The 20651-nt window shown below is 56.4% G+C and carries 23 protein-coding genes; 15 read left to right on the forward strand and 8 right to left on the reverse strand.

Annotation, left to right across the window (positions count from 1 at the left end):
• Window positions 1-7: 7 nt before the first annotated feature.
• The 8 genes from QDY28_RS05575 to QDY28_RS05610 all read left to right on the forward strand — a co-directional run bounded on the left by QDY28_RS05575 (window position 8) and on the right by QDY28_RS05610 (window position 10059).
• Entirely contained in the window at window positions 8-709 is a 702-nt protein-coding gene (locus QDY28_RS05575; RefSeq protein ID WP_331380669.1) for a hypothetical protein, read from the forward strand.
• Entirely contained in the window at window positions 706-2259 is a 1554-nt protein-coding gene (locus QDY28_RS05580; RefSeq protein ID WP_331380670.1) for a hypothetical protein, read from the forward strand. Before QDY28_RS05575 ends, QDY28_RS05580 begins: the two co-directional genes overlap by 4 nt.
• Window positions 2256-2672: a GNAT family N-acetyltransferase gene (locus tag QDY28_RS05585; protein WP_331380671.1), complete on the forward strand. Its 417-nt coding sequence runs from the start codon at window positions 2256-2258 to the stop codon at window positions 2670-2672. The genes QDY28_RS05580 and QDY28_RS05585 overlap by 4 nt, the downstream gene beginning before the upstream one ends.
• Complete coding sequence (locus QDY28_RS05590) at window positions 2638-3837, forward strand: tail fiber domain-containing protein (RefSeq protein WP_331380673.1); 1200 nt, start codon at window positions 2638-2640, stop codon at window positions 3835-3837. Before QDY28_RS05585 ends, QDY28_RS05590 begins: the two co-directional genes overlap by 35 nt.
• A complete protein-coding gene (locus tag QDY28_RS05595; RefSeq protein ID WP_331380675.1) occupies window positions 3837-6431 on the forward strand; it encodes a hypothetical protein in 2595 nt (864 codons plus the stop codon). Before QDY28_RS05590 ends, QDY28_RS05595 begins: the two co-directional genes overlap by 1 nt.
• 3 nt (window positions 6432-6434) lie before the next feature.
• Window positions 6435-8462: a hypothetical protein gene (locus tag QDY28_RS05600; RefSeq protein WP_331380677.1), complete on the forward strand. Its 2028-nt coding sequence runs from the start codon at window positions 6435-6437 to the stop codon at window positions 8460-8462.
• Between the two features lie 259 nt (window positions 8463-8721).
• Window positions 8722-9690, forward strand: coding sequence for a hypothetical protein (locus tag QDY28_RS05605; protein ID WP_331380679.1), 969 nt, complete (start codon window positions 8722-8724; stop codon window positions 9688-9690).
• Between the two features lie 12 nt (window positions 9691-9702).
• Window positions 9703-10059, forward strand: a complete 357-nt coding sequence (locus QDY28_RS05610) for a hypothetical protein (RefSeq protein ID WP_331380681.1) — start codon at window positions 9703-9705, stop codon at window positions 10057-10059.
• A gap of 77 nt (window positions 10060-10136) precedes the next feature.
• On the opposite strand, the gene QDY28_RS05615 is transcribed toward QDY28_RS05610, so the two are convergent.
• Both QDY28_RS05615 and QDY28_RS05620 read right to left on the reverse strand, forming a co-directional pair.
• Complete coding sequence (locus QDY28_RS05615; protein WP_331380683.1) at window positions 10137-11237, reverse strand: acyltransferase family protein; 1101 nt, start codon at window positions 11235-11237, stop codon at window positions 10137-10139.
• A 273-nt stretch (window positions 11238-11510) separates the two neighbouring features.
• A complete protein-coding gene (locus tag QDY28_RS05620) occupies window positions 11511-11834 on the reverse strand; it encodes a hypothetical protein (protein WP_331380685.1) in 324 nt (107 codons plus the stop codon).
• Here QDY28_RS05620 and QDY28_RS05625 point away from each other — a divergent pair.
• The 4 genes from QDY28_RS05625 (at window position 11833) to QDY28_RS05640 (ending at window position 13750) form a co-directional block, all read left to right on the forward strand.
• Window positions 11833-12567, forward strand: coding sequence for a peptidoglycan-binding protein (locus QDY28_RS05625; RefSeq protein ID WP_331380686.1), 735 nt, complete (start codon window positions 11833-11835; stop codon window positions 12565-12567). The genes QDY28_RS05620 and QDY28_RS05625 overlap by 2 nt on opposite strands.
• 53 nt (window positions 12568-12620) lie before the next feature.
• On the forward strand, window positions 12621-12956 hold the full coding sequence (locus QDY28_RS05630) for a cell wall anchor protein (protein ID WP_104823879.1): 336 nt from the start codon (window positions 12621-12623) through the stop codon (window positions 12954-12956).
• Between the two features lie 12 nt (window positions 12957-12968).
• Window positions 12969-13220 (forward strand): hypothetical protein, encoded by a 252-nt coding sequence (locus QDY28_RS05635; RefSeq protein ID WP_331380689.1) that lies wholly within the window; start codon window positions 12969-12971, stop codon window positions 13218-13220.
• Window positions 13221-13348: 128 nt separating this feature from the next.
• Window positions 13349-13750 carry a hypothetical protein gene (locus tag QDY28_RS05640; RefSeq protein ID WP_331380690.1) on the forward strand — a complete coding sequence of 134 codons (402 nt, stop codon included), beginning with the start codon at window positions 13349-13351 and terminating at the stop codon, window positions 13748-13750.
• A gap of 53 nt (window positions 13751-13803) precedes the next feature.
• On the opposite strand, the gene QDY28_RS05645 is transcribed toward QDY28_RS05640, so the two are convergent.
• The 6 genes from QDY28_RS05645 to QDY28_RS05670 all read right to left on the reverse strand — a co-directional run bounded on the left by QDY28_RS05645 (window position 13804) and on the right by QDY28_RS05670 (window position 17235).
• On the reverse strand, window positions 13804-14091 hold the full coding sequence (locus QDY28_RS05645) for a hypothetical protein (protein WP_331380691.1): 288 nt from the start codon (window positions 14089-14091) through the stop codon (window positions 13804-13806).
• Window positions 14092-14619: 528 nt separating this feature from the next.
• Window positions 14620-14910: a ribbon-helix-helix domain-containing protein gene (locus tag QDY28_RS05650; RefSeq protein WP_331380692.1), complete on the reverse strand. Its 291-nt coding sequence runs from the start codon at window positions 14908-14910 to the stop codon at window positions 14620-14622.
• A gap of 16 nt (window positions 14911-14926) precedes the next feature.
• Window positions 14927-15271, reverse strand: a complete 345-nt coding sequence (locus tag QDY28_RS05655; RefSeq protein ID WP_331380693.1) for a hypothetical protein — start codon at window positions 15269-15271, stop codon at window positions 14927-14929.
• Complete coding sequence (locus QDY28_RS05660) at window positions 15261-15545, reverse strand: hypothetical protein (RefSeq protein WP_331380694.1); 285 nt, start codon at window positions 15543-15545, stop codon at window positions 15261-15263. The genes QDY28_RS05655 and QDY28_RS05660 overlap by 11 nt, the downstream gene beginning before the upstream one ends.
• Before the next feature lie 80 nt (window positions 15546-15625).
• Window positions 15626-15925, reverse strand: a complete 300-nt coding sequence (locus QDY28_RS05665) for a hypothetical protein (RefSeq protein WP_331380696.1) — start codon at window positions 15923-15925, stop codon at window positions 15626-15628.
• Window positions 15926-16320: 395 nt separating this feature from the next.
• A complete protein-coding gene (locus tag QDY28_RS05670) occupies window positions 16321-17235 on the reverse strand; it encodes a hypothetical protein (RefSeq protein ID WP_331380698.1) in 915 nt (304 codons plus the stop codon).
• Between the two features lie 504 nt (window positions 17236-17739).
• Here QDY28_RS05670 and QDY28_RS05675 point away from each other — a divergent pair.
• The 3 genes from QDY28_RS05675 to QDY28_RS05685 all read left to right on the forward strand — a co-directional run bounded on the left by QDY28_RS05675 (window position 17740) and on the right by QDY28_RS05685 (window position 20616).
• A complete protein-coding gene (locus QDY28_RS05675; protein WP_331380700.1) occupies window positions 17740-17958 on the forward strand; it encodes a hypothetical protein in 219 nt (72 codons plus the stop codon).
• 154 nt (window positions 17959-18112) lie between these two features.
• Window positions 18113-18574 carry a hypothetical protein gene (locus QDY28_RS05680; protein ID WP_331380701.1) on the forward strand — a complete coding sequence of 154 codons (462 nt, stop codon included), beginning with the start codon at window positions 18113-18115 and terminating at the stop codon, window positions 18572-18574.
• Window positions 18575-19839: 1265 nt separating this feature from the next.
• Window positions 19840-20616, forward strand: a complete 777-nt coding sequence (locus QDY28_RS05685; protein ID WP_331380702.1) for a pentapeptide repeat-containing protein — start codon at window positions 19840-19842, stop codon at window positions 20614-20616.
• The last annotated feature ends 35 nt before the right edge of the window (window positions 20617-20651 follow it).

Genomic DNA, 20651 nt, shown 5'->3' on the forward strand with positions numbered 1-20651 from the left:
TCCGCGCATGTCTCTCTTGACCATCGTACAGCAGGCGTGCGCGACCCTCTCGATCAACGTGCCAGGCCTCGTCATCGGCAATCCTGATCCGACAGTGACGCAATTGCTGTATTTGGCGCAGGAAGCCGGCGACGATCTGGCCCGTGACTATGATTGGTCCAACCTGCATATTCTGCGGCAGTTCACGACGACCGGTGCTTATCCGGAACCGAATGCACTGCCGACAGATTGGCAGAAATTCGCCGATAATTCGGTCATCTGGAATAATTCGCGCCTGTGGCAGCTCAATGGCCCCGTCGATGCCCAGACGTGGCAGCGAAACACGGTGATCAACTCCAATCCAGTCCCGCAAATCTGGCGCATCCTGCAAGGTGACCTCGACATCTATCCGAACACGGTCGGGGAGACGATCAGCTTCGAATATATCTCGTTGAATTGGGTGAAGCTCAATGCCGGCGGCACCAGCACGACATTTGCATCTGACCTCGATACGACGCTGTTTCCCGAACGGCTCGTGCGCCTCTCACTGATCTGGCGCTGGAAAGATGCAAAGGGGCTTGATTTCGGCTCGTCGCTCGACAAATTCGAGCGCGCCAAGGAAAACGACATCGGTTCTGATCGTTCTGCGGCGGCTAAAACCCTGTCCATGCCGAACCGCGGAGAAATCCCGGATAATTATTGGCCCGGCATCATCACGGTGACGCCATGAGAGCTCGTCGCCAGGCTCTTACTGCGCGCACGGCACTTTCTGCGCCGTGGCTTGCTCCCACCGGTGGGTGGCGCACGGACGTTACTTTGGGCGACATGCCGAAAAACGCCGCCTATCAACTGGATAATTTTTTCCCGGAATCGAACCGCGTGAGAGCGCGCTATGGATCGAATATTTTCGCATCCGGCCTTGGTGCCACGGTCCAGACGATTATTCCGTATTCCGGCGCATCCAATAAGTTGTTTGCGGCGGCCGGGACGAAAATATTTGACATAACGTCGGGTGGCGTTGCGTCGTCGGTCGTGACAGGACAGACCGGCGCCCGATGGTCTGTCCAGCAATACACCAATGTCGGCGGATCTTTCCTTCGGCTCGTAAACGGCCTCGATACGCCGCTGCTCTATGACGGAAGCACGTGGTCAACGACGGCGATCACCGGCACAGGATTGACGGCCAATAATCTGTCCGTGGTCGTGGCCTATCGGTCCAGGCTTTGGTTCATCGAGAAGAGCACGACGAAGATCTGGTATCTAGCGACTGATGCCGTGAGCGGCGCCGCAACGGCGTTCCCGGTCGGCGGCAGCATGAAATACGGTGGTGTCCTGGTCGGGATGGGCGTTTGGACGATCCCTTTGCAGACCGGCATTCAGCAATGCCTCGTATTGATGTCTTCGGAAGGGGAAATCCTCGTCTATCAGGGATCGGACCCGACGACGGCGAGCGGCTTCTCTCTGATGGGCACGTTCAAGGTTGGTCACCCGCTCGGCTATGACAGGTGCTTCCTGAACGTCGGCGCTGATCTCGCAATCATGACGACGGATGGTATTATCCCGATCACCAAGGCCGTTTCCCTTGATCGCGGCGCGACCGACCTCGGGGCGGTTACCGCCGGCATAGCGCCGACCTGGCTGCAGACGGTCTCGGATCAGGGAACGATATCGGACGAGTGGCAATTGACCGGCTTTGCGCGGCGCAGAATGGCCATCGTCAATCTTCCTGAGACTGCTGGCCCATATCAGTATGTCATGAACACGGAAACGGGCGCATGGTGCCGGTTCTATGGTCTGGCCTCGACATGCTGGGGCACATGGCAGGATCGGCTATTCTTCGGCAGGGCGGACGGCAACGTCTGCGAGGCTGAAGTTGGATCTTCAGATTCCGGCAATCCCATTGACTGCTTGATGGTCGGCGCATGGCAGACATTCGGAGACGGCATTTCTCCAAAATATCCGACCATGATCGGCGCGAACCTCCAAGAAGGGGCGCAGACGACGTTCTATCTCGGCGTCTCCGCTGATTATTCGGTTACCATTCCGGCTGCGCTGTCGAACCTACTGCCAACGACGAAGGCCGCCAAATGGGATGTGTCCCTCTGGGATGCCTCTTATTTTGCGGGGACGACGCTCGGCAAACAATATGCCACGGCGACGGCAACAGGCGTATCTCTCGCCCCGGTTATTCGTGCGGTGATTTCCGGCGATTCCACCTCTATTTCGGAAGCGGGCGTCATCGGCGGGACAGTCCTATACCAGAAGGGGCAGCCGGTTTGATCGTCTCGGAACCGAGGCAGGACGTCGCCGCATGGGTCGGGCAGAGGATAGGCGTCGAGTTCCGGCCCCCATACACGGCGATTGCAGAGGTTCGGGGTGGCAAGATCATTGCCGGCTACGTCTTCAATGTCTGGACGGAATATGACGTGGAGGTGTCGCTCGCGGCTGACCGGCTATCGCGTTCGCTGATCAAATCGGCCTTCTCCTATGTCGTGGATAATCTCGGCTGCCGCCGTGCCACCTTTAGGACGCGCGCTGACAACGTGAATGCCCAGAAATGCCTTGAACGCCTCGGAGGGCGCCTGGAAGGGCGCCAGAGAGCCTATTTCGGCGACTGTGATGGCTTGCTCTACGGAATTATGAAAGAGGATTTTCCCATTGGTCAGCACCCCATCACCGCCCAAAGCGCCTGATCCGCAGGCAACCGCATCGGCGCAGACGTCGACCAATCTGGCGACCGCGCAAGCCAATGCTGCGATGAACAATGTCAATCAGGTCACGCCCTACGGCAACCTGACTTATTCGCAGACCGGGCAGAACTTCATCGCCGATCCGAACGGGCAGCAATATTACGTGGATGGCAGCGGACAATATCATTCGTCGCTGCCAACGCACAGCGTCACCACGCCAGGCTCCCCGGGCACGCAGAGCAGCGTCGTGCGTTATGACAAGAACGGCCAGCCGATCTATACGAATACCGGCGCGACGGCCGCGAGCACCAAGGATGTAGCCTACACGCCGGATGGCTGGACAGCCACAAAAGGCTATTACGTCCCGACCTACACAGCCACTCAGACGCTCTCTCCCGAACAGCAAAAAATCCTCGATCAAACGCAGCCCGCGCAGCTAAACCTTGGCACGCTCGCCAATCAGCAATCTGCGAAGATGATCGACTATCTCAATCAGCCGGTCGATCTCAGCGCTCAAAATCTAGACAACTACACCAATACCCACTGGATGGGTGGTTTCAACAACACGTGGGACCGCAATCAGGCGAACCTTGACCAGAGCTTGGCCGACAAGGGTATCTCGATCGGCTCCGAAGCCTATTCAAACGCCTATCGCGATTTCACCAACAACAAGCAGGCGGCGAACGACCAGTATCTCGGCGACATGTATGACCGGGCGCAGTCGGCAATCCTGGCGCAGCGCAACCAGCCCATCAATGAGATTTCGGCACTCTTGAGCGGATCGCAGGTCACCCAGCCGAACTATGCGTCGAGCACATCGACGAGCACTATTCCGACTACGGATTATGCCGGCATCGTCAACCAAGGCTACCAGAACCAGATGGCCGGGTATAACGCCCAGCTTCAGCAGTCCAACGCCGCAATGGGCGGCCTATTTGGTCTTGGTTCGTCGCTTTTGGGCGGGTGGGCGATGTCCGACAGGCGTCTCAAGACGAATATCCGGCAGATCGGGACAATGACCAATGGTCTGAAGCTCTATGCGTTCGATTACATCTGGGGTGAACCGTCCGCCGGCTTCATGGCTGATGAAGTTGCCGAGATGGTGCCGGATGCCGTTCGCGTAGGCCCGGGCGGCTTCCTCATGGTCGATTATGCGAGGGCTGCATAATGTCGTTCATTTTCAATCCTAGCGCCGGTGAAACTGAAAGCTCCTCTGCCGTCGATATGCGCCGCCGGTTGGCTGCGGCAATGTTGCAGCAAGGCATGCAGTCTTCGCCGATCCAATCGCCATGGCAGGGAGTGGCGCGTCTGTCAGAGGCCCTTATGGGCGGTCTCGCAGCTCGACGCCAGTTCCAGCAGGAACAGGACGCCAACACTCAGATCATGTCGGCGATCACCGGACAGCCATATACCCCACCGGCCCAGTCTCCGGGCTTGTTCGGAAGCCTTTTCGGCGGCGGCAAAGGCGTCCCTGCATCTTCTGGCGCGCAGAGCGAGATGGCCGCGAGAAATCCCGGCGCAACCGGCCATGTTGCTGATCTCTCCGGCCTGGACAGCAACCAAATCTATTCTGGTTTCATGGATACCGTGAAAAACGGCTATGATGGCCCGAATGGCAAAATTGCTGGCATCAGCAATCCCTATGCGCTCGCTGCCGTAGCCTCCACAGGAAAGGCCGAGAGCGGTTTCTCTCCTAGTAATGCGGCCGGTTCATGGAATGATGGTGTCAATAACGCCGGCGGCATCATGTCTTGGAATGGGCCGCGCCTAGCTGCGATGCAAAGGTTTTCCGGCGGCGGAAACGGCACGCCGCAACAGCAGGCGCAATTCTTCCTACAAGAAAATCCGGCGCTCATCACTGCTTTGAACAACGCCAAGAGTGTCGACGAAGCCCAGCACCTGATGAACAACGCATGGGCATTCAAGGGCTACAACGTGCCCGGTAATGCCAATGCTGCCAATCGACTCGCCACCGCTCGGGCACTTCTGCCTCAATTCGCGCAGGTAGGTGCTCCGACGCCCGTTGCACCGCCGTCTCAGACACAGGTCGCGAGCCTCGATCCGTCTGCGGGTCTGGCATCCGTGCCGCAATCGGGACCGGCTGTTCCTCCCCCATCGCCGACCGCGCAGCCCGACAACATGGCAACCGTAACGCCAGATCAGATGCAGGCAATGCTCGGTCCGCAGCCGACGCCGGGGTATGTCGACCCCATGGTGACGACGGCATATAGGCAGCCTCAGGCAATACCGCCGGCGGCAGACGCTATCAACCAGCAAGCGCCCGTAGATCCTATGCAGACGGCTTCCCTTGGCCCGAATGCGGGTGCAGTTTCGCAAGCTGCAGCCCAGCCTCAGATACCGGCTCCTGCAGCTTTGACCCCACAGGCTGCCTCGCCTACGCCGGATCAGAGCGCTCCGCGAGCCCAAATCGCACAGGCCATGATGAACGCTACGAATGGAGCATCGAACGCGATTGCCAACAATCCGCGTGCGCAGGGCCTCCTGGCGGCGATGATGAATCCGTACGCCTCTCCGCAGGCTCGGGCGCTCGCCGGCTCCGTACTGCAAACGCAGATGCAGCCTCACACCCAGATCGTCCAGAATCCGAATACCGGTGCTACCTATCTCGTCGATACCTGGACCGGCGCCAAGCAGCTGATCGACCAGGGACAGACCCCAGACAGTGAGCTTCAGAAGGATGCAAATGGCAATCCGATTGGCATCTTCAACAAGCGCACGGGTGTCTATCAGAAGATGGGCGATCCTTCCGCCCAACTGGATATCGTGACGCGTCCGGATGGCTCCATCATCGCTGTGAACAAGATCACGGGGCAGCAGATGGCCGCTCCGGCGGCCGCCATGAAGACGGACAGCATCGTCGAGGGCCCGGTTGACCCGCAGACCGGCTATCCGACGAAACTGCTTTGGAACCCTGTCGACGGCGTCAAGGGCACTATTGGCCCGAATGGACAGCTTTTGCCTGCGGGTTCTGAGCAGGCTCCTCAGCAAGCCGGAAACGCATCTGTGCCCCCTCCAGGTGTCGATCCGAAGAAATATCGCGAGACGATGGCAACGCGTGCCGCAGAAGCCGCTACGCCATCGGCGAAGGACGAAAACGAATTTGCCTCAAGCATGATGGCTCGGCCCTCCTATAAGGAATATTCGGCTGCCGTTCCGACGTGGAATTCCTTTACCCAGCATATCCAGGACAACACACCGGCCGCCGACAAGGCCATCGTCGACGACTTCGCCAAGATCCTGAACCCGGGCAGAGCAGTCACCACCGGTTCGTTCCAGCTCAACATGGATGCGCAGTCGGTGCCCGAATATCTGCAGGGCCAGATCCTCAAGGCCTTCACCGGCAATGGCGAGCTGGGACAGGACGCCCGTGCGCAGATGGCGAAAATCGCTGAGCTCAAGATGCAGGAATACCAGAAGGCGTGGGACATCGATGCGCAGCAGGGTACGAAAATCGCCAAGTCTCACGGTCTGACCGTCGAAAACGTCATTCCTGACGTCCCAGACGTGGACGGTATTGACTTCTCGAAGGTCAACACCCTCAAGACGACGGCAAGCGGTACCGGGCCGGCAACCGCATCGCCACCGTCGACGACGGCGCCCACTACTGCGCCCTCTGCGATGCCAACGGCGACCGGTCCAAATGGGGAAAAGATCAAGTGGAACGGCAGTGCATGGGTGCCGGTCTCCGGGCCTACAATCGACCCTAATTCGAACGTAAACCACATCCCGAACGGAAATTGATCGATGGCCAATATCCCACCGCCGCCGGCCGGTTTCACCATCGATGCCCCGCAGACGGCGAATGCTATCCCTGCGCCGCCGCAAGGCTTCACGCTTGATCAGCCCCAGCAAGGAACGGGAAATACCGATACGGGCATCGCACGGCTGATCAGCGGTCAGCCTGCGGCCGGTCAGGGCGATTTGACGGCAAACAACGCCGTGCGCTCCGTCGCGACTGGCGTTCCCATCGTCGGTGGTATGCTGAACCGTATCGACGCCGCTACGAATGCTACGCTGGCTCCGATCTTCGATCCGATTTTGCCCGACAGCTATCAAAAGCTGCCCGAGCAGAATTGGAGCGACCGGTACCAGCATGCACTTGATATTCAGTCCGGCAGAGATCAGGCGTTTCATCAGGAGCATCCGTATGTCGATACCGGCCTGAATGTCGCCGGTGGCGTTGCCGGGACCGTGCCGGCGATGATGGCCGCGCCTGGCGCGTTTGGTATTGGCTCAGGTCCGATCCTTGCACGATCTGGAGTGGCGGGCGCGGTTGGTGCGGGCATAGGCGGTACGGACGCTGCTATTCGGTCCGATCTCGATCCTCGTCAAACTGCTATGGGCACAGGCGTCGGTTTCCTAGCCGGGGCCGCGGGACCAGCGATAGGCAAAGCGATTGGTGCAGGCGTTCGGTATTTCACTCAGCCATCCGACGCCATATCTGACCTTTCCAGTGCTGCCCGAAACTATATTGGGCAGGAACTCGCCGACCCGACGAAACTTGGCGGCTATCAGGAGCAATTGGCGCGACTTGGTCCGGATGCCACGTTGGCCGACGTGTCCCCCGAATGGATGGGTGTTGCCCGCGGCGCGGCCTCTCGCCCCGGTACGCGTGACGCGATCGTTCAGACGCTTCTCGATCGGCAATCCGGCGCTAATGCGCGTCTCGCAACTGATCTCGATTCGTCATTGGGGCCGGCCGTTGTGCCGTCACAGGTCGATCAGGCGCTACAGGCAAGCCAGCAGCAAATTCTCCCGCTCTATCGCGAGGCCTTTGCCAACGCGCAGCCCTTCGATACGCAGCCGATTGCTGACGCGCTCGCACAGGACGTCAATCAACTCCGAGGCCCGGCACAAGCGGCAATGGCTCGGGTGCGCGGGATGCTTAATGTCAGCGGAAGTGATCAGCTTTCGAGCGATCCGCGCGTCATGTTCGAAACCCGGCAGGCGATCGATGGGATGCTCTCGGGCGAAACTGATCCGAAGGTGATCCGCGCCTTGTCGGAAGCGCGCCAGATGGTCGATGATGGTCTGACGCGGGCCGTCCCTGGCATCAAGGACGCCGACGCCGCCTATGCCGAACTTGCCCGTCAGCGTGAGGCGCTGCAGCAGGGCCGTCCGGTCCTGAACAATCAGGCTACGGCTCTCCGACCTCAGGAAGTCCAGGACATGCTCCAGCAGGGCGCATTGCCTCAGGGGCAGCAGATCGGACCGTCTGGCGTGCCGACGCGCTTGCAGCAGGGCGTCCGCGCCGAGATCGACCGCGCCGCCGGCACGAATGCGATCGACACGACCGCGTTGCGCAATATCGTCCGCGGCGAAGGTGACTGGAACCGGGAAAAGCTCGGGATGCTGTTCGGGCAAGACAATGCCGATCAGGCTCTCAATGCGATCGATCGCGAAACAACCTTCGGGCAGACGGCCAATCGCGTGACCGCAGGCTCCGATACGGCCATGGCAAACCGGTTCGGCAATTTCCTTGACGATGTCGGTAAGCCGACTGAGATCCCAGGCGACCTCACGGCAATGGGTGTTGCAGCCCGAAGCGCCAAGAAGGTCGCGAATGCATTGTTGGAACAGCGCGGCGAAGATCTGGCCGCAAAGTTCGCGAATGATCTGGGCCGCGTCTCTGTCGCGACAGGTACGACGCGCGATCAGCTTGTGCAGGCTTTGGTCGCCCGTGCGCAGCAATCTGGCTCAACGGCAAATCCTGCCGTCCAGAACCTCATCAATGCTGTTGTGCAGAGCGCAGGACGGCAAGCGTTACGATAGGTTGCGGAAATCGCGCGAAATGATGCCGAAGCATCCGAGCATCAGGGAAACGCCGAAGACAGCGCCAAGTACAAATTCGAGGCCCATGAACCTCAGAAACCACGTCAAACCGCCCATGATCACGGCGAAAATGACGAAACAAATGGCGATTAGCAGATTTTTGCGGTCTTGGGACATAGCGAGAACATATAGCAGTTCTCCGCATCAATTCAATTGCAAATAGACGCTCTCTTGGGCGCCTTTTTCTATGGAGACATGAATGCCAAGAAATGGCTCTGGGGTCTACTCGCTGCCGCCTGGCAGCACATTCACCCCCAACACGCTCATCCAAAGTTCTGTCGTCAACGGGATCAACACCGACCTTGCTACAGACGCCAACACGCCACGTCCGATCGTGGCGGGAGGAACCGGTGCCTCTACGGCTGCTGGTGCGCGATCGGCCCTTGGACTTGCTACTGGCACATTCGGGTTCATCTATGGTCTTATGCTTTCCAACAATGCCGGCGATACTGCAAACAGCATCGATATAGCCGCGGGTACTGGCGCGGAGGAGGGCGTGTCAGCTCCTAATTTGATGACGCTTGCTGCAACGCTGACAAAGGCATCGAATGTCGCTTGGGCAGTAGGCTCGGGAAACGGCAGTCTTGATACGGGAAGCATTGCGGACGGAGTGTACTACGTCTGGCTTATTCAAAGGTCGGATACGAACGTCGTTGATGGGCTGACCTCTACTTCGCCTACATCCCCGGTGATGCCGGCCAGCTACGACAGAAAGAGGCGGATTGGAGCATTCGTCAGAGCATCCGGTTCTATCAGGCAGTTTTACCAGGACGGCGATAACTTTTTCTATAAGACGTCTTTGCTGTCCGTCTCGCAAGTAAACCCCGGGACATCCGGTGTTCTTGTGAATTTGTCTACACCGGCTATCAAGAGCGAAATCATTTTCAACGCCACGCTCCAAAACAGCAGCTCGTACAATTTTAGATCGAGCGTGCTGTTTTCATCGCCAAATCAAAACGATGATGTTCCTAGTGAACTGGTCGCTCCTCTCCTTTCCATAGGTGGCTCTATCAATGCCGCTGGCGGCACGTTTGACCCTGCGGGGCAGTTCAGAATCCTGTCCGACACGTCTGGTCGAATCCGATACCGAGTTTTGAATTCCGATGCGTCGGTCACTTTGAAGATTGCAGTCGCTGGATGGGTAGACACCCGAGGACGGCTGGGCTGAAGGAGAATCCGAATGTTCGTGCAGCGAAATAATGATGGTGCAATTTCCGGCGTATTCATTGAAATCTGTCCAGGGGTCGCTGAAGAGGCGTTGCCGGACGACGACCCAGCCGTTGTCGCGTTCCTCAATCCGGCGCCCAGACCTGTCGAAATCGTATCTGCGCGCCAATTCAAACTGCAGCTTCTTGCGGCCGGCTTACTGGATCAAGTTGATGCTTGGGTAAAGACGCAGGATCGATCGGTGCAAATCGCCTATGAATATTCAGGCGCCTTTGTGAAGGATTCGCCGATGATGCAGCAAGGCTTCGCTGCCATGCAATTCACGTCCCAGCAGATCGATGACTTCTTTAATGAGGCGGCGAAGCTCTAGTGCTGGCGCGCCTACATAGTCGCGAGAACCATATCGGCTATGACCCCACCGCAAGAACGTTTATCATGCCCTTCCTCTCATGCTGCCTTTGACGAAGCTGGGGAAGTGGTGGGCGTTTTCTCACTCGCTACCTGAGCCGAAAGACTGCGCCCCCAGTTTCTGATGGGTGTTTCGAAAAATCGAAAACAGATCTCGGCCAGGATGGCGGTCAACAGAAGGGCAATGACGCTGCGCCAGGTCGTTGTATTTGCAAGAGGGAATCGCTGGCCGATCTCGATGGCCAAAAGAAAGATAGGATAGTGAATAAGATACAGTCCATAGGACCGCGTGCCGATCCAGCGTAATGGAATCCTCCATGCAGAGAACGGCAAGATGTATTGTTGGCGTTGAATGGCAAGATAGACCAGGCTTGCGGCGACAATCGGCATAACCGGAATGAACTCGTGGACAACTCTCGGGACGTACGCCGGCGCGAGAGGAAGCGCAATTATCAGGAAACAAGCGAGTGCCACCCCATAAGGCATTCCAATCCGAAGCTTGGGCAACCAGGCTTCCTTCTCGGCAATGTAGATCATCACCCCTAGGCCTATCGGAAAAAGTGGGATGACGGCGCCAAGCCAGGATGGCAGAGCCAAGAGGATTGGCCAGATAGTCGCAAGAAGGATCAGGCGCGACCTCGACGTTTTTACCGCAACAAGGAGAAAGGGGAATGCAAGATAAAACTGCTCTTCCAGCGAAAGCGACCAAAACACCCCATATATATCGCCATGCGGCGTGATGGTGTAGAAATTGAAGTAGTTGAATATGCTGGCGACCGCAGCGGGAATATTCTTCTCGATTGAGCCGAATGCTCCAGATGAATTGAACCATACGCAACAGGCTAGCGGTATCCCGGCCCACAATACGGCCATTGGCGAAATTCTGGTGATGCGCCTGATCCAGAAGCGCAGGAATGTGGCGCGAATATCCTCGCCGGTGTCGATTTCGGGGATAAGGGTGGCGCTGATCACGTAGCCCGAAATGCTGAAGAATAAGATCACCCCGAGATTGAACATCGTGTTCTGCATAAAGAGGTCGAGGATTGGAAACTGGTGGAGGGTTAGCGCGTCCGAATGTCTGAACATGACCATGGCAATCGCCACTGCGCGCAATCGATCGAGTTCTTCGTTCCTCTGCATCGAGCTGATCCCCACAAACAGTAAGTCTTTCTTAGCGACTGGGGCAGCTCCTCACTATTGTAAAAAGGCAACTATCGGTAGATTTTGTATCTGCTAACGTTCTTAATCGTGTCTGCCGATTTCGGCTACACCTCCTAATCCGCCACACACTCTTGAAAAGGTAATCTCATGGATCGCGCGAAGTTCTTCGCAAGCGCTCGACCAACCGTGTTCGCGGGTTACCTACGGAACTGCAAGTCAATGGGCCGAAAGCCACAACGCGAGTGAGTGTCGTCAGTCGCGGATGGAGCCAATCCACTGATCCTCAACCGTCTCGCCTTCTATCAGCTCGCGATATTCGACGATCGAGCCATTGCGCCGACGCATAACGGGCCCTTCAATCCTGTTGCCATTGATGTCCACAACCGGTGTGTGGGCCAAATACGGGCGCCATTTCTTGGAGATCAGGAAGGTTAACATGCTCAGCTCCGACAGCTCGGTGGCAGTAGCGTTAGCATAACGCAATCGATGATCCAAAACGACATTCTCACGGATAAGATTTGGTCGGTCCAGACCGACTACGCACGTTCCATACTCAAAATACAAGGACTTCACCATGCGTCTCTCCGCAAACGGAGCGGCCGACATTCGGCTGCACGAAGGTTTTTCCGCGTCCTGGTATGCCGATCCTGGCGGTGTGGGCACGATCGGTACCGGCTTCACCTGGGCGTCAGCAGCGTTTCGGGACTGGTGGGCAAGGAACCGGCCGGGGCAGACATTCGCCCGAGGCGCCACCATGACCAAGGCAGAATCCGACGCGGTTCTGCAACTTGTCTCCGATGAAGAATACGGCGCCGCAGTCGATCGCTTCCTTTCTGGCCGCATGACGCCACAGACCGTTTTCGATGGCGCAACGTCAGTTGTCTTCAACTGTGGTGCTGATGCTCTGTCTTGGACATGGGCAACTGCAATCAAGGCATCTGAATACGATCTCGCCGGTTCTCGCCTGCTGACGACAGCAGTAACGCAGAAGAGCAGAGTTCTTGCCGGTCTCGTCGCACGGCGCAAGGATGAAGCTCGATTGATCTCGAAAGGCATCTATGCCAGCGGCGGGGTAGGGGCGACGATGCCAGATCCAGCAATGGCGGATGGCATTCTTGAGCGCGGCGAGCGAGGTAGTTCCGTCCTCCAGCTTCAAGAGCGTCTGATCGCGCTTGGCTACACGCCCGGCAATCCGGATGGCATCTTCGGATATGGCACGCTATCGGCCGTCCTAGCCTTCCAGCGCGCTTCGAAGCTAACGGCGGACGGTGAGGTCGGCCCGAAGACACTCGCCAATCTGGCGGCATAACACCGGCCGCGCGGCTCGCGGTAAACCCTCCGAACATCGAAGGATATCTTCTAATGCGCATCCTCCATCTCGCGATGGCGGCCAGCCTCGTTCTGTCCGCTGTTTCCCTCTCCGCATGCAAGACCACGAGTCAGGTCGACACTGCCATTGAGCAGAACCTGCCCAAGGTCTGTTCGGCGCTCGAAATCGCTCACGTCGCGTTCTCGGCTGTGGCCGCCACCGGCAAGCTGAAGGCCGGCACAGTTTCCAAGGAAGCCGCGGCTTATGCCGGCGTTGAGACGATCTGCGCCGATCCATCCCACACTTCAGTCGTCGATGCGGTCGTGAAGGTCGCACAGGCCTACGCGGTTGTCAGCAGCGCCCTCCAGCAGGCCAAGGCCGCTCAGTAAAGGAAAGCCACCATGTTCAATACGAACGCCATCCATAACCTCCTCAATATCCTGATTGCCGTTCTGGCGGCCGTCACGGCATTCCTGATCGCCACCGGCTGCACACAACTGGAAACTGGACTGCTCGAATGCTCGCAGTCCTGGATCAGCCCCAAATACGCCGCTGCGATTGTCGCGGTACTGGGCTCGTCGAAGATCCTGATCAATATCGTCCGCGATGGGTTTGGCGGTTTGATCAAGCCTCAGCCTCCTGTCGAGAAATGAGCAGCGCCGTTCTGCTGACGTTATTCTTCCTCTGTGCCGGCACCCTTGCGCTCGCTATCGGTGCCGGCCTCCTCTCCATACCGCATTGAAAGTGAAAGATGGTGGCTGACGAAACCGGAGATGAAGAGATGCAAATCCCGGAACGCGCGAAGAAGATGGGGGCGAATATCAACACCCTCGTCGGAATTCTGTCGATCGCCTCTTCGGTCGGCATGGGTGTTTGGGTCACAGCGAACAAAAGCCGCGACATCGAGGACCTGCAGGGCTGGCGAAAAGACTTCATCGTCCAGACGGAAGCGAATTCAGCCCGCGTCGATCAGCGCCTGCAGGCGATCGAAACGCGGCAGTCGACCGCTGAAGGCGATATCAAGACGCTCGGCTATCGCATGTCAGCAAGCGAGCAATCGGTCGGCTCGGTGCTCGCCTCGATCAAGGATCTGACGTCCTCGGTCAACGAGCTGAACGGTGACGTGAAGGTGGTGCGCGAAATTCTGCAGCGGCAGGATCGCCAGAGCGGCAACCAGCGTTGAGGAGCCATTATCTCTCGAAGATTTCGCCGTGACATTCGTCACACGCCGAACGGTCAATGACGTGCTGTTTTACTCTTCTGCCGGTGAGGAAGGAGCGGTAAGTGTTTGACCATGAATGGGTTCGCTAGGAGCGGCCATCCGCTGGCCAGCATAGCAAGGTGATGTTCGTTATGAACTCCTTGCTCATATAGGGTGACGATGATTGCTGCCAGTCGCTTGGCTTCATCGGCGTTATCCATAAGGTGCAACTGTGCGAGGACCTGCGCGAAAGCACGTTTGCAAATCTCTAGGTCGCGCTGCCCCAACATTTCATCATGGCTTGGAATGTATCTATTTACCATCGATCCATCCTCATTCTGTGATCGTGAGGCTTGATACCGATGACCTATCTCGCACATTGCAATCGAAATCATTCCACGCGGTCCCCAACCGGTCATGTGCCGAGAAGGCGGTATACAACGCAAGTTTACACCTCGGTGATAATTCGCGCAACCTAAAGATACAATCCTCTAGGGTAGCCGCATTGGCGCTCGCCGATAAGTGCTAAGGGTGCCCGCTGCTTCATTGCTGAGCGGGCGCTGTAGTAGGGGACGTTGTGGTGGCTGGCTGCTGTGTCGTCGTCTGGGATGGGGTGACGGTACTTGTGGTATTGGCGTGCGGCCAGAAAGTCCAAGCGAGAGCTGCGACCACAACAATCGCAATGATAACGATCCATGGCGTCCATGGCTGTCGGCGTACAGGTGTCGTTCTGAGATCTAGGTTGGGCTTGTTGACGTCGTTGCTCATCGGAGTGCTCCTTTGAGACGTAACCTTTAGCCGCAACCAAGGTTCCCGGCTAAGCGGGGTTGCGTCGGAGCCGCCATTTGCCACTATGCCTGTCCATCCACCTCCCCATCCTCATCCAGCTCCCGCACCGGCAAATAGGCGTTTGTCTCCAGCCATTCTTTGATGATGTAGCGGATCATGTCGTTGCGGGTTTTGCCGAGTTCATCGGCGATGCTGTCAATCGCTTCCTCAACTTGTTCATCGAGGGCAATCGAGCCCGCATTTCGGAGCATCAGCGCAGCGCGCCGCAACAGGATCTGCAAATCAGGCCGGGGGACGTCTGCAATCTGATTAGCGGCATCATCGAGAGAGGAAGCAAAGTCACGCATCGTCATTACTGAAATCAGAGACTTAGAAGATGGCAGCCTTGATCGCTGACCAGTTATTGATGATAGCAACTGCTGCTACGGCAATGGAAAGAAGGGTGGCGGCCTTCGCAGTTGTAGGGAGGCTATTGACGCGACCCTTTAGTTCTCCGAAATCGACCGCTGAAGGCGCGGAACGCAACATTCCTTTGATCTCTGCCGTATCTTGCAAGATCTTCTTCGTGTCGTCTTCAAGGGCTTTAACGCGGGCTTCCATGCCGTCAAATGTGCCACCTCCGCCTCCTGATTGCAACGTTGCTTGATTCGGTTCGGCATTCACATAGGCGTCTCGGAGTTTGCCGACCAAGTTGATTACGTTTTCATTGGCCACTGTTTTCTGCTCCAAGCGTCTTTAGAGAGTGTGTTATCGCCGCAAACATTGCGTCGCGCGATTTGTGCCAATGAACCACTGCTTCTCGCCAATCGAAGGACCCATAGTCAAAATTATTCGCCAGGTATGATCTGTTTACGCCCTCCACGCACGCAACCACTGCCGCGAGTACGGACGCCAGCTCTTTTTTTGTCGCCGGCTCGTTCGAGTTTTCGAACATCTTGTTTATCGCAACGGAGAGCGAGTCCTCGAGCTCTCCAACAACGCCGCTCATTGTCTTGTCCCCTTCTGTCGTCCCATGTGCTGCCGGAACGAATTGCGGCTCATAATGTCAGGAGTCATATAAAAGTCGAGTCAGCCGCCCGAACGAATCCCACCGCCCGTGAATGGCTCGAATTCATCATCGCCGTCAAGATATTCCAGCTCGTGGTCAATATGGTCGATTGCCCAACAGAGCGCTTCGATCTCGTCGTTTAGATGATCGACCAGATCTTCCGTGATGATGGCGATATCAGCCGCGGGCAAGGATGCTTTGCTGTTGATGATCTTAATCGCGTCAGCTTCAAGGCCGGCAAGATGGTGCTTCGCCCGCTCGATCTGGAAGAGCAGCTTGTGGCGGCGGTCGAGCAGGTATTCTCTCGTTTCATCGATCATTGCTGCATCTCCTTATTCTCCTGGGAGTCGGTTGTTACCTCCGAAGGTAACTTTTGCGGCCATCGTCGGTGATGCAGAAATGGCCGCCGCGTGGCCCGACGCAATACGACCCGCCTCGGCATGAGCAATCCGATGAAGACGTCGGCTTCATATCCGCCGGCGTCGATCCGAGCAAGGCAGCCCCGCCCATATAGACCTCACATGATTTCTTGCTCGCGCTGACAGATCCATCATTGCAGATGAAGGTTGATCCCTGACAGTGATCAATTCCGCCTTTGTGGCCGCTGCAGGGAGTGTTGGTCGCCCAGCAATTCGTCGGTGCCAGGATAAAAGCCGCCCCGACAATCGCCATCCAAACTCTCATTGAGTCCTCGAAGCGGCGGGGCAGCCTCGGATCATTTTTCATTCGTCAGCTGCCTCGGAGCGTAGAGCTGAGCTATCTGCTTTGCCTGATCTTTGCCGCCAGAAAGCAGTTTCGCTTTCCGAAGAATGTATTCCGGATATTTAGTTGGAAGATAAACATTCCTGAACCACCGCCGAAACTCAACCAGGCATTCCTCTGGATAAGCCCATGCTTGCTGGGGGTTGCTTTTTGCCTGGGGATAGTAGCTCGGGTAATAGTGATTGTAGGGTATTCTCTCTCCAAACGTTTCAGAAAGATCATTTTCTGTCCAATGGCGTCCCCATATGCCGCCAACGCTGCCGTCAGGAATCGTCTTATCACTAATCGGCAGTCCGGCGTTGATAAGGTCTACGATCATACCATTGGTCTCATTAAACACGATGAAATGAGCGTCGGGAGCGGCATCATTCAGAAGCGAAACTCGATCGTTGAAATATTTCCACTTATCGATCGGCTTGTAGCCAAGCGCGTCGTAGATGAATTTATTTAGGCCGTACCGCGCTAAACGCCGGTAGTTGGCCAGAGCGGTCTCGTTCTTCCTCTGCGCCTCGAACGCGTAATATTCAATAAATGCCATGCAGACCAGGTCTGAGTATGCATAGTGGGGCGAGCCGTTCTTCTGGATTTCCATATAAAGAGTAGGGGACTCGTACCCAGCTTCTCGCAGGTAGTTGGAAAACCATCGGGCCCGGCCTGGAGGTTCCATACCTGTGCCAAAGTTATCTTCCCATTCCTTCGATATTTCGTGAACGGTTGATCGAGCGGCGCCGCAGATCGCGGCCAGACCAACTTGCGTCAGATACGCCATTCCATTTTCAAGAACGCCCATTTCGATGCCATTAACATTATTCTCTATCTCGACCCCAAGATCGAGTTGTAGCTGTTTTTGCGGTGCCGGAAGCTTCATGAGTTTTCTCCTTAACTTATTGAAATAATTGAGAATTATGGGTGCCGGTTGCTGACCGAAATATGCTTGCGAGATTTGCCCATAGCTCCCGACAAGGTCTCACATGTCAATGCAAAAGCTGCACCACCATAAGCACTACCGTGGTGAGGCCGGCGCACACCGTCATGACTGTTAAAACCGAAGTCGACATCATATCGCTCCTCACATGAATTTTTGGAGCTGCCTACCGCAGCGGTAGGGGTCTGTCGCGTGACAGATCGCGTGACATAGGGCCGTGCCATCCGTCGCGGCACGCAGAGGATGCGCTCAATCTCGGCTTGAGCGGAAGGCCTCTTCTGTCATCACGTTTCCTCCATTTCGCTGCAATCTGGCCCATAATCGATCAATGCCCTGTCCATCTTACAAAATCCGAAAGGGTAAACGGCCTCCCGATTGGACAGTTTCCGCAGCGTCGCTTTAAAACTTCCCGGCCGCGACGATTACCACTTTTCAAAGGACGAGCGAATGTCGGAACTCGATGACCTTTTGAGACAGAAAGCTGAATTAGAAGCAAAAATTCAGGAAGTAATGGCAGGGGAGGTGGAGCGTCTGAAATATCAGTTTGCCGAGCTTGCTTACAAACTGCGTGAACTCGGTGTGCTTCCTGGCGCCGTCGTCGATGCTTTCACGGACAAGGCCGGTACGTTTAATTCCTATCGAACGATGAAGGTCAAGAAGGCTTAGCCGGAATATCAAACCGGAGTGAGCAGGATTGTCTCTTGCATACTTTGCAAAGAATGCCGCAACCGCTCAACGGATGCGCGCGAGATTGGAGAGATCGGGGTTCACGCCCAGCGGACAGAAGCTTTGGACCCCGATCGAAGACGATTTTTGCAGGATGCTCTATTTCGATCAGTTTGCGCTTAGGCAAATTCTTCCCCATCGAACCCACAACGCTATTCAAGCTCATTGTCGTAAATTGGGCTTTGGGAAGCGATATCAGAGATGGGGACCTCTGGAGAGGCAGAAACTCCGAAAGATGTATCCGGAGGCTACGCGTGAGGACATTTGTGCCGCATTTCCAAATATCGATTGGCTGAACATCCAGGCCGTTGCCCGGTACTATGGGTATAGAAGGAAAAAGAAGCCCTATAAACTCACTGGGATTGCAGCCAACGATCAAGCTCGAATTCGGTGCTATGAGATCGGCTGGATCATGCGAGATCTCGATGAGGAAAGCGGCACCGGGCGCTACTTCCAGACCCGCGGCCACAAATCAAAATATCCCAATTTCAGAGCCATCAATCGCGCTGTGATGGCGTTGGGCGGCTACTTAGAAGTCCGTTGGAACGATCAATGACTGCAGAACTAGCCGAAGCATCTCCCAAATGATCTGTATTTGTCACGCTTCCTACATCCAACCCGCCGACGGGCAAGAGCACGAACGAAATTCAGGAGGGCTTCCCTCGCTTCCTCTGGCAATTCAGAAAACTGCATGATGGACCTCGACGGTATCGAACCGACGACCAGTAAATTATGTTTTTCCGAGAAAAATCAATATTGACGCCACCCCGTTTCGGACCGGAAGAAGGTGAGAACAAATGGTCCGTGCGGACCGATTGCGGACCGATTGAACGGACAGAACCGGAACAGACAGGGACCACGTGGATTTGTCTGTCCCGGAAATGGTGGGTTTTCGCGAAGCAATCTCCGTTCGGGACGTGGGGGTCGAGTGTTCGAATCACTCCACTCCGACCAGCTTGAAAAGCCCGCATCTGCGGGCTTTTTTCGTTTTTAGACTTCGGTGCCGAATTCTTCACGGCAATGACTGGGTCATTTCTCTTTATCGTCCTTGCGTGCGGTCGTCCAAGCGCTGCCACTCGACGGATCTGAGTGATCGGCTGTCAGTCTTTGAAGGGTTGATGCCGTGGTCTTCAGAAGGACGATTAATTCACTAATGGTCCGAGCGGTTCTCGCACCGAATGGTTAGACGTTCAGGTTGAGGACTTGAAAATTAAAAACCAATTTAATTAATTCAAAATTCCTTGAAATTTAAATATTGAATGATATTATCTGATCGTTAGGCGACTTTCCGCCTACGTGGCTGCACCTGTAGCCACACTGGGCCGCCCACATCGTCCCCGACCGGCGGCCCAATTTTTTGTCACTATTTTAAATTTTACTGATGTGAGACGTGCCTGGCTGCCGGCAATAGCAATAAGGGCAGCAGTCAACGCCGCGGCGAAGCCCGCCACTTGCTTGTTGACAAAAACTAAGGTCGCCTTACTATTAGGCTGCTAGATTAGATTGACCTCCAATCTGCGCCCCATGGTGGTCTGGCCGTTTCCCTCGGCCAGGCCACTTCTCGTTTGACGGGGCTCCTGCCGACGCCGCTTGCGATATAATGTTGCCGCGCTGCAGGTTCTTCCCGAATGCTCCGGTTATGATTATCCTCTCCTCAAGGCCTTCTATCGGCAAAACAAACTGCAGATGGCGGTTGCCGCATGATATCTTTTTCGGCATGGCGTTTTTCGTTGCGGACACACTATATACAGAGTTGGAACGGAACGGCCCACTCGATGCCGAGGAGAGGCGCCCGCGTGGGAAGTGAAGCGAGGGACAAGAATGCAGTCTTGGCGGAAGCGAAATGCCGGCAGCGCGGCTTTGAATTGGTTTGCAGCGAGGGGAAGGTTCGTCGCTGCCGGTCTTTCCGGGTTGACGCTGGCTGTGGCAATTCTGCTCGCATCCGGCGTTCATAAATCCGCGCAAGCCGGTGATTGCGGCAATGTGGCTTCGCCGGGTCTCGATTGGAGCGAATGCAGCAAGACCAATATCATGCTGCAGGGCAGTGATCTTCAAAAGGCCAATCTCGCCGGCGCCCATTTCGACAGCACCGATCTCAGCAATGCCAATCTCACCGCGTCAAATCTGGAAAAGGCAACGCTGGTGCGCACATGGTTGAAGAATGTGCAAGCCGAAGGAGCGAACTTCTCGCGGATCGAAGCTTATCGCTCCGATTTCAGCAACGCCGTGGCCAATGGCGCCGTATTTGCGAGCGCCGAACTGCAGCGGGGCGAATTCGGCGGCGCTCAGCTTACCAACACCGATTTTCAGAAGGCCGAGCTTGGCCGCGCCGATTTCGACAAGGCCGTGCTGGGGGGAACTAATTTTTCACTCGCCAATCTTTCCCGTGCCGCTCTGAGCGGCGCGATGATCAAGGGCCCGGTCGCCTTCGGCGGCGCCTTCATGTATCTGACGCGTATCGAAGGGCTCGATCTCTCGGCCGCCACCGGCCTGGAACAGCAGCAGATCAATCTTGCCTGCGGCGATAAGGCGACCAAGTTGCCCGCCGGCCTGAAAGCGCCGGAGAACTGGCCTTGTCCGCCTGACGACAAGGACTGAGTAATCCGCCGGTAAAGACACAAGCGAAAGGCAGC

Origin of the sequence: Rhizobium sp. BR 362, from assembly GCF_036528765.1 — a bacterium.
In the GTDB taxonomy this organism is placed as follows: Bacteria; Pseudomonadota; Alphaproteobacteria; order Rhizobiales; family Rhizobiaceae; genus Rhizobium.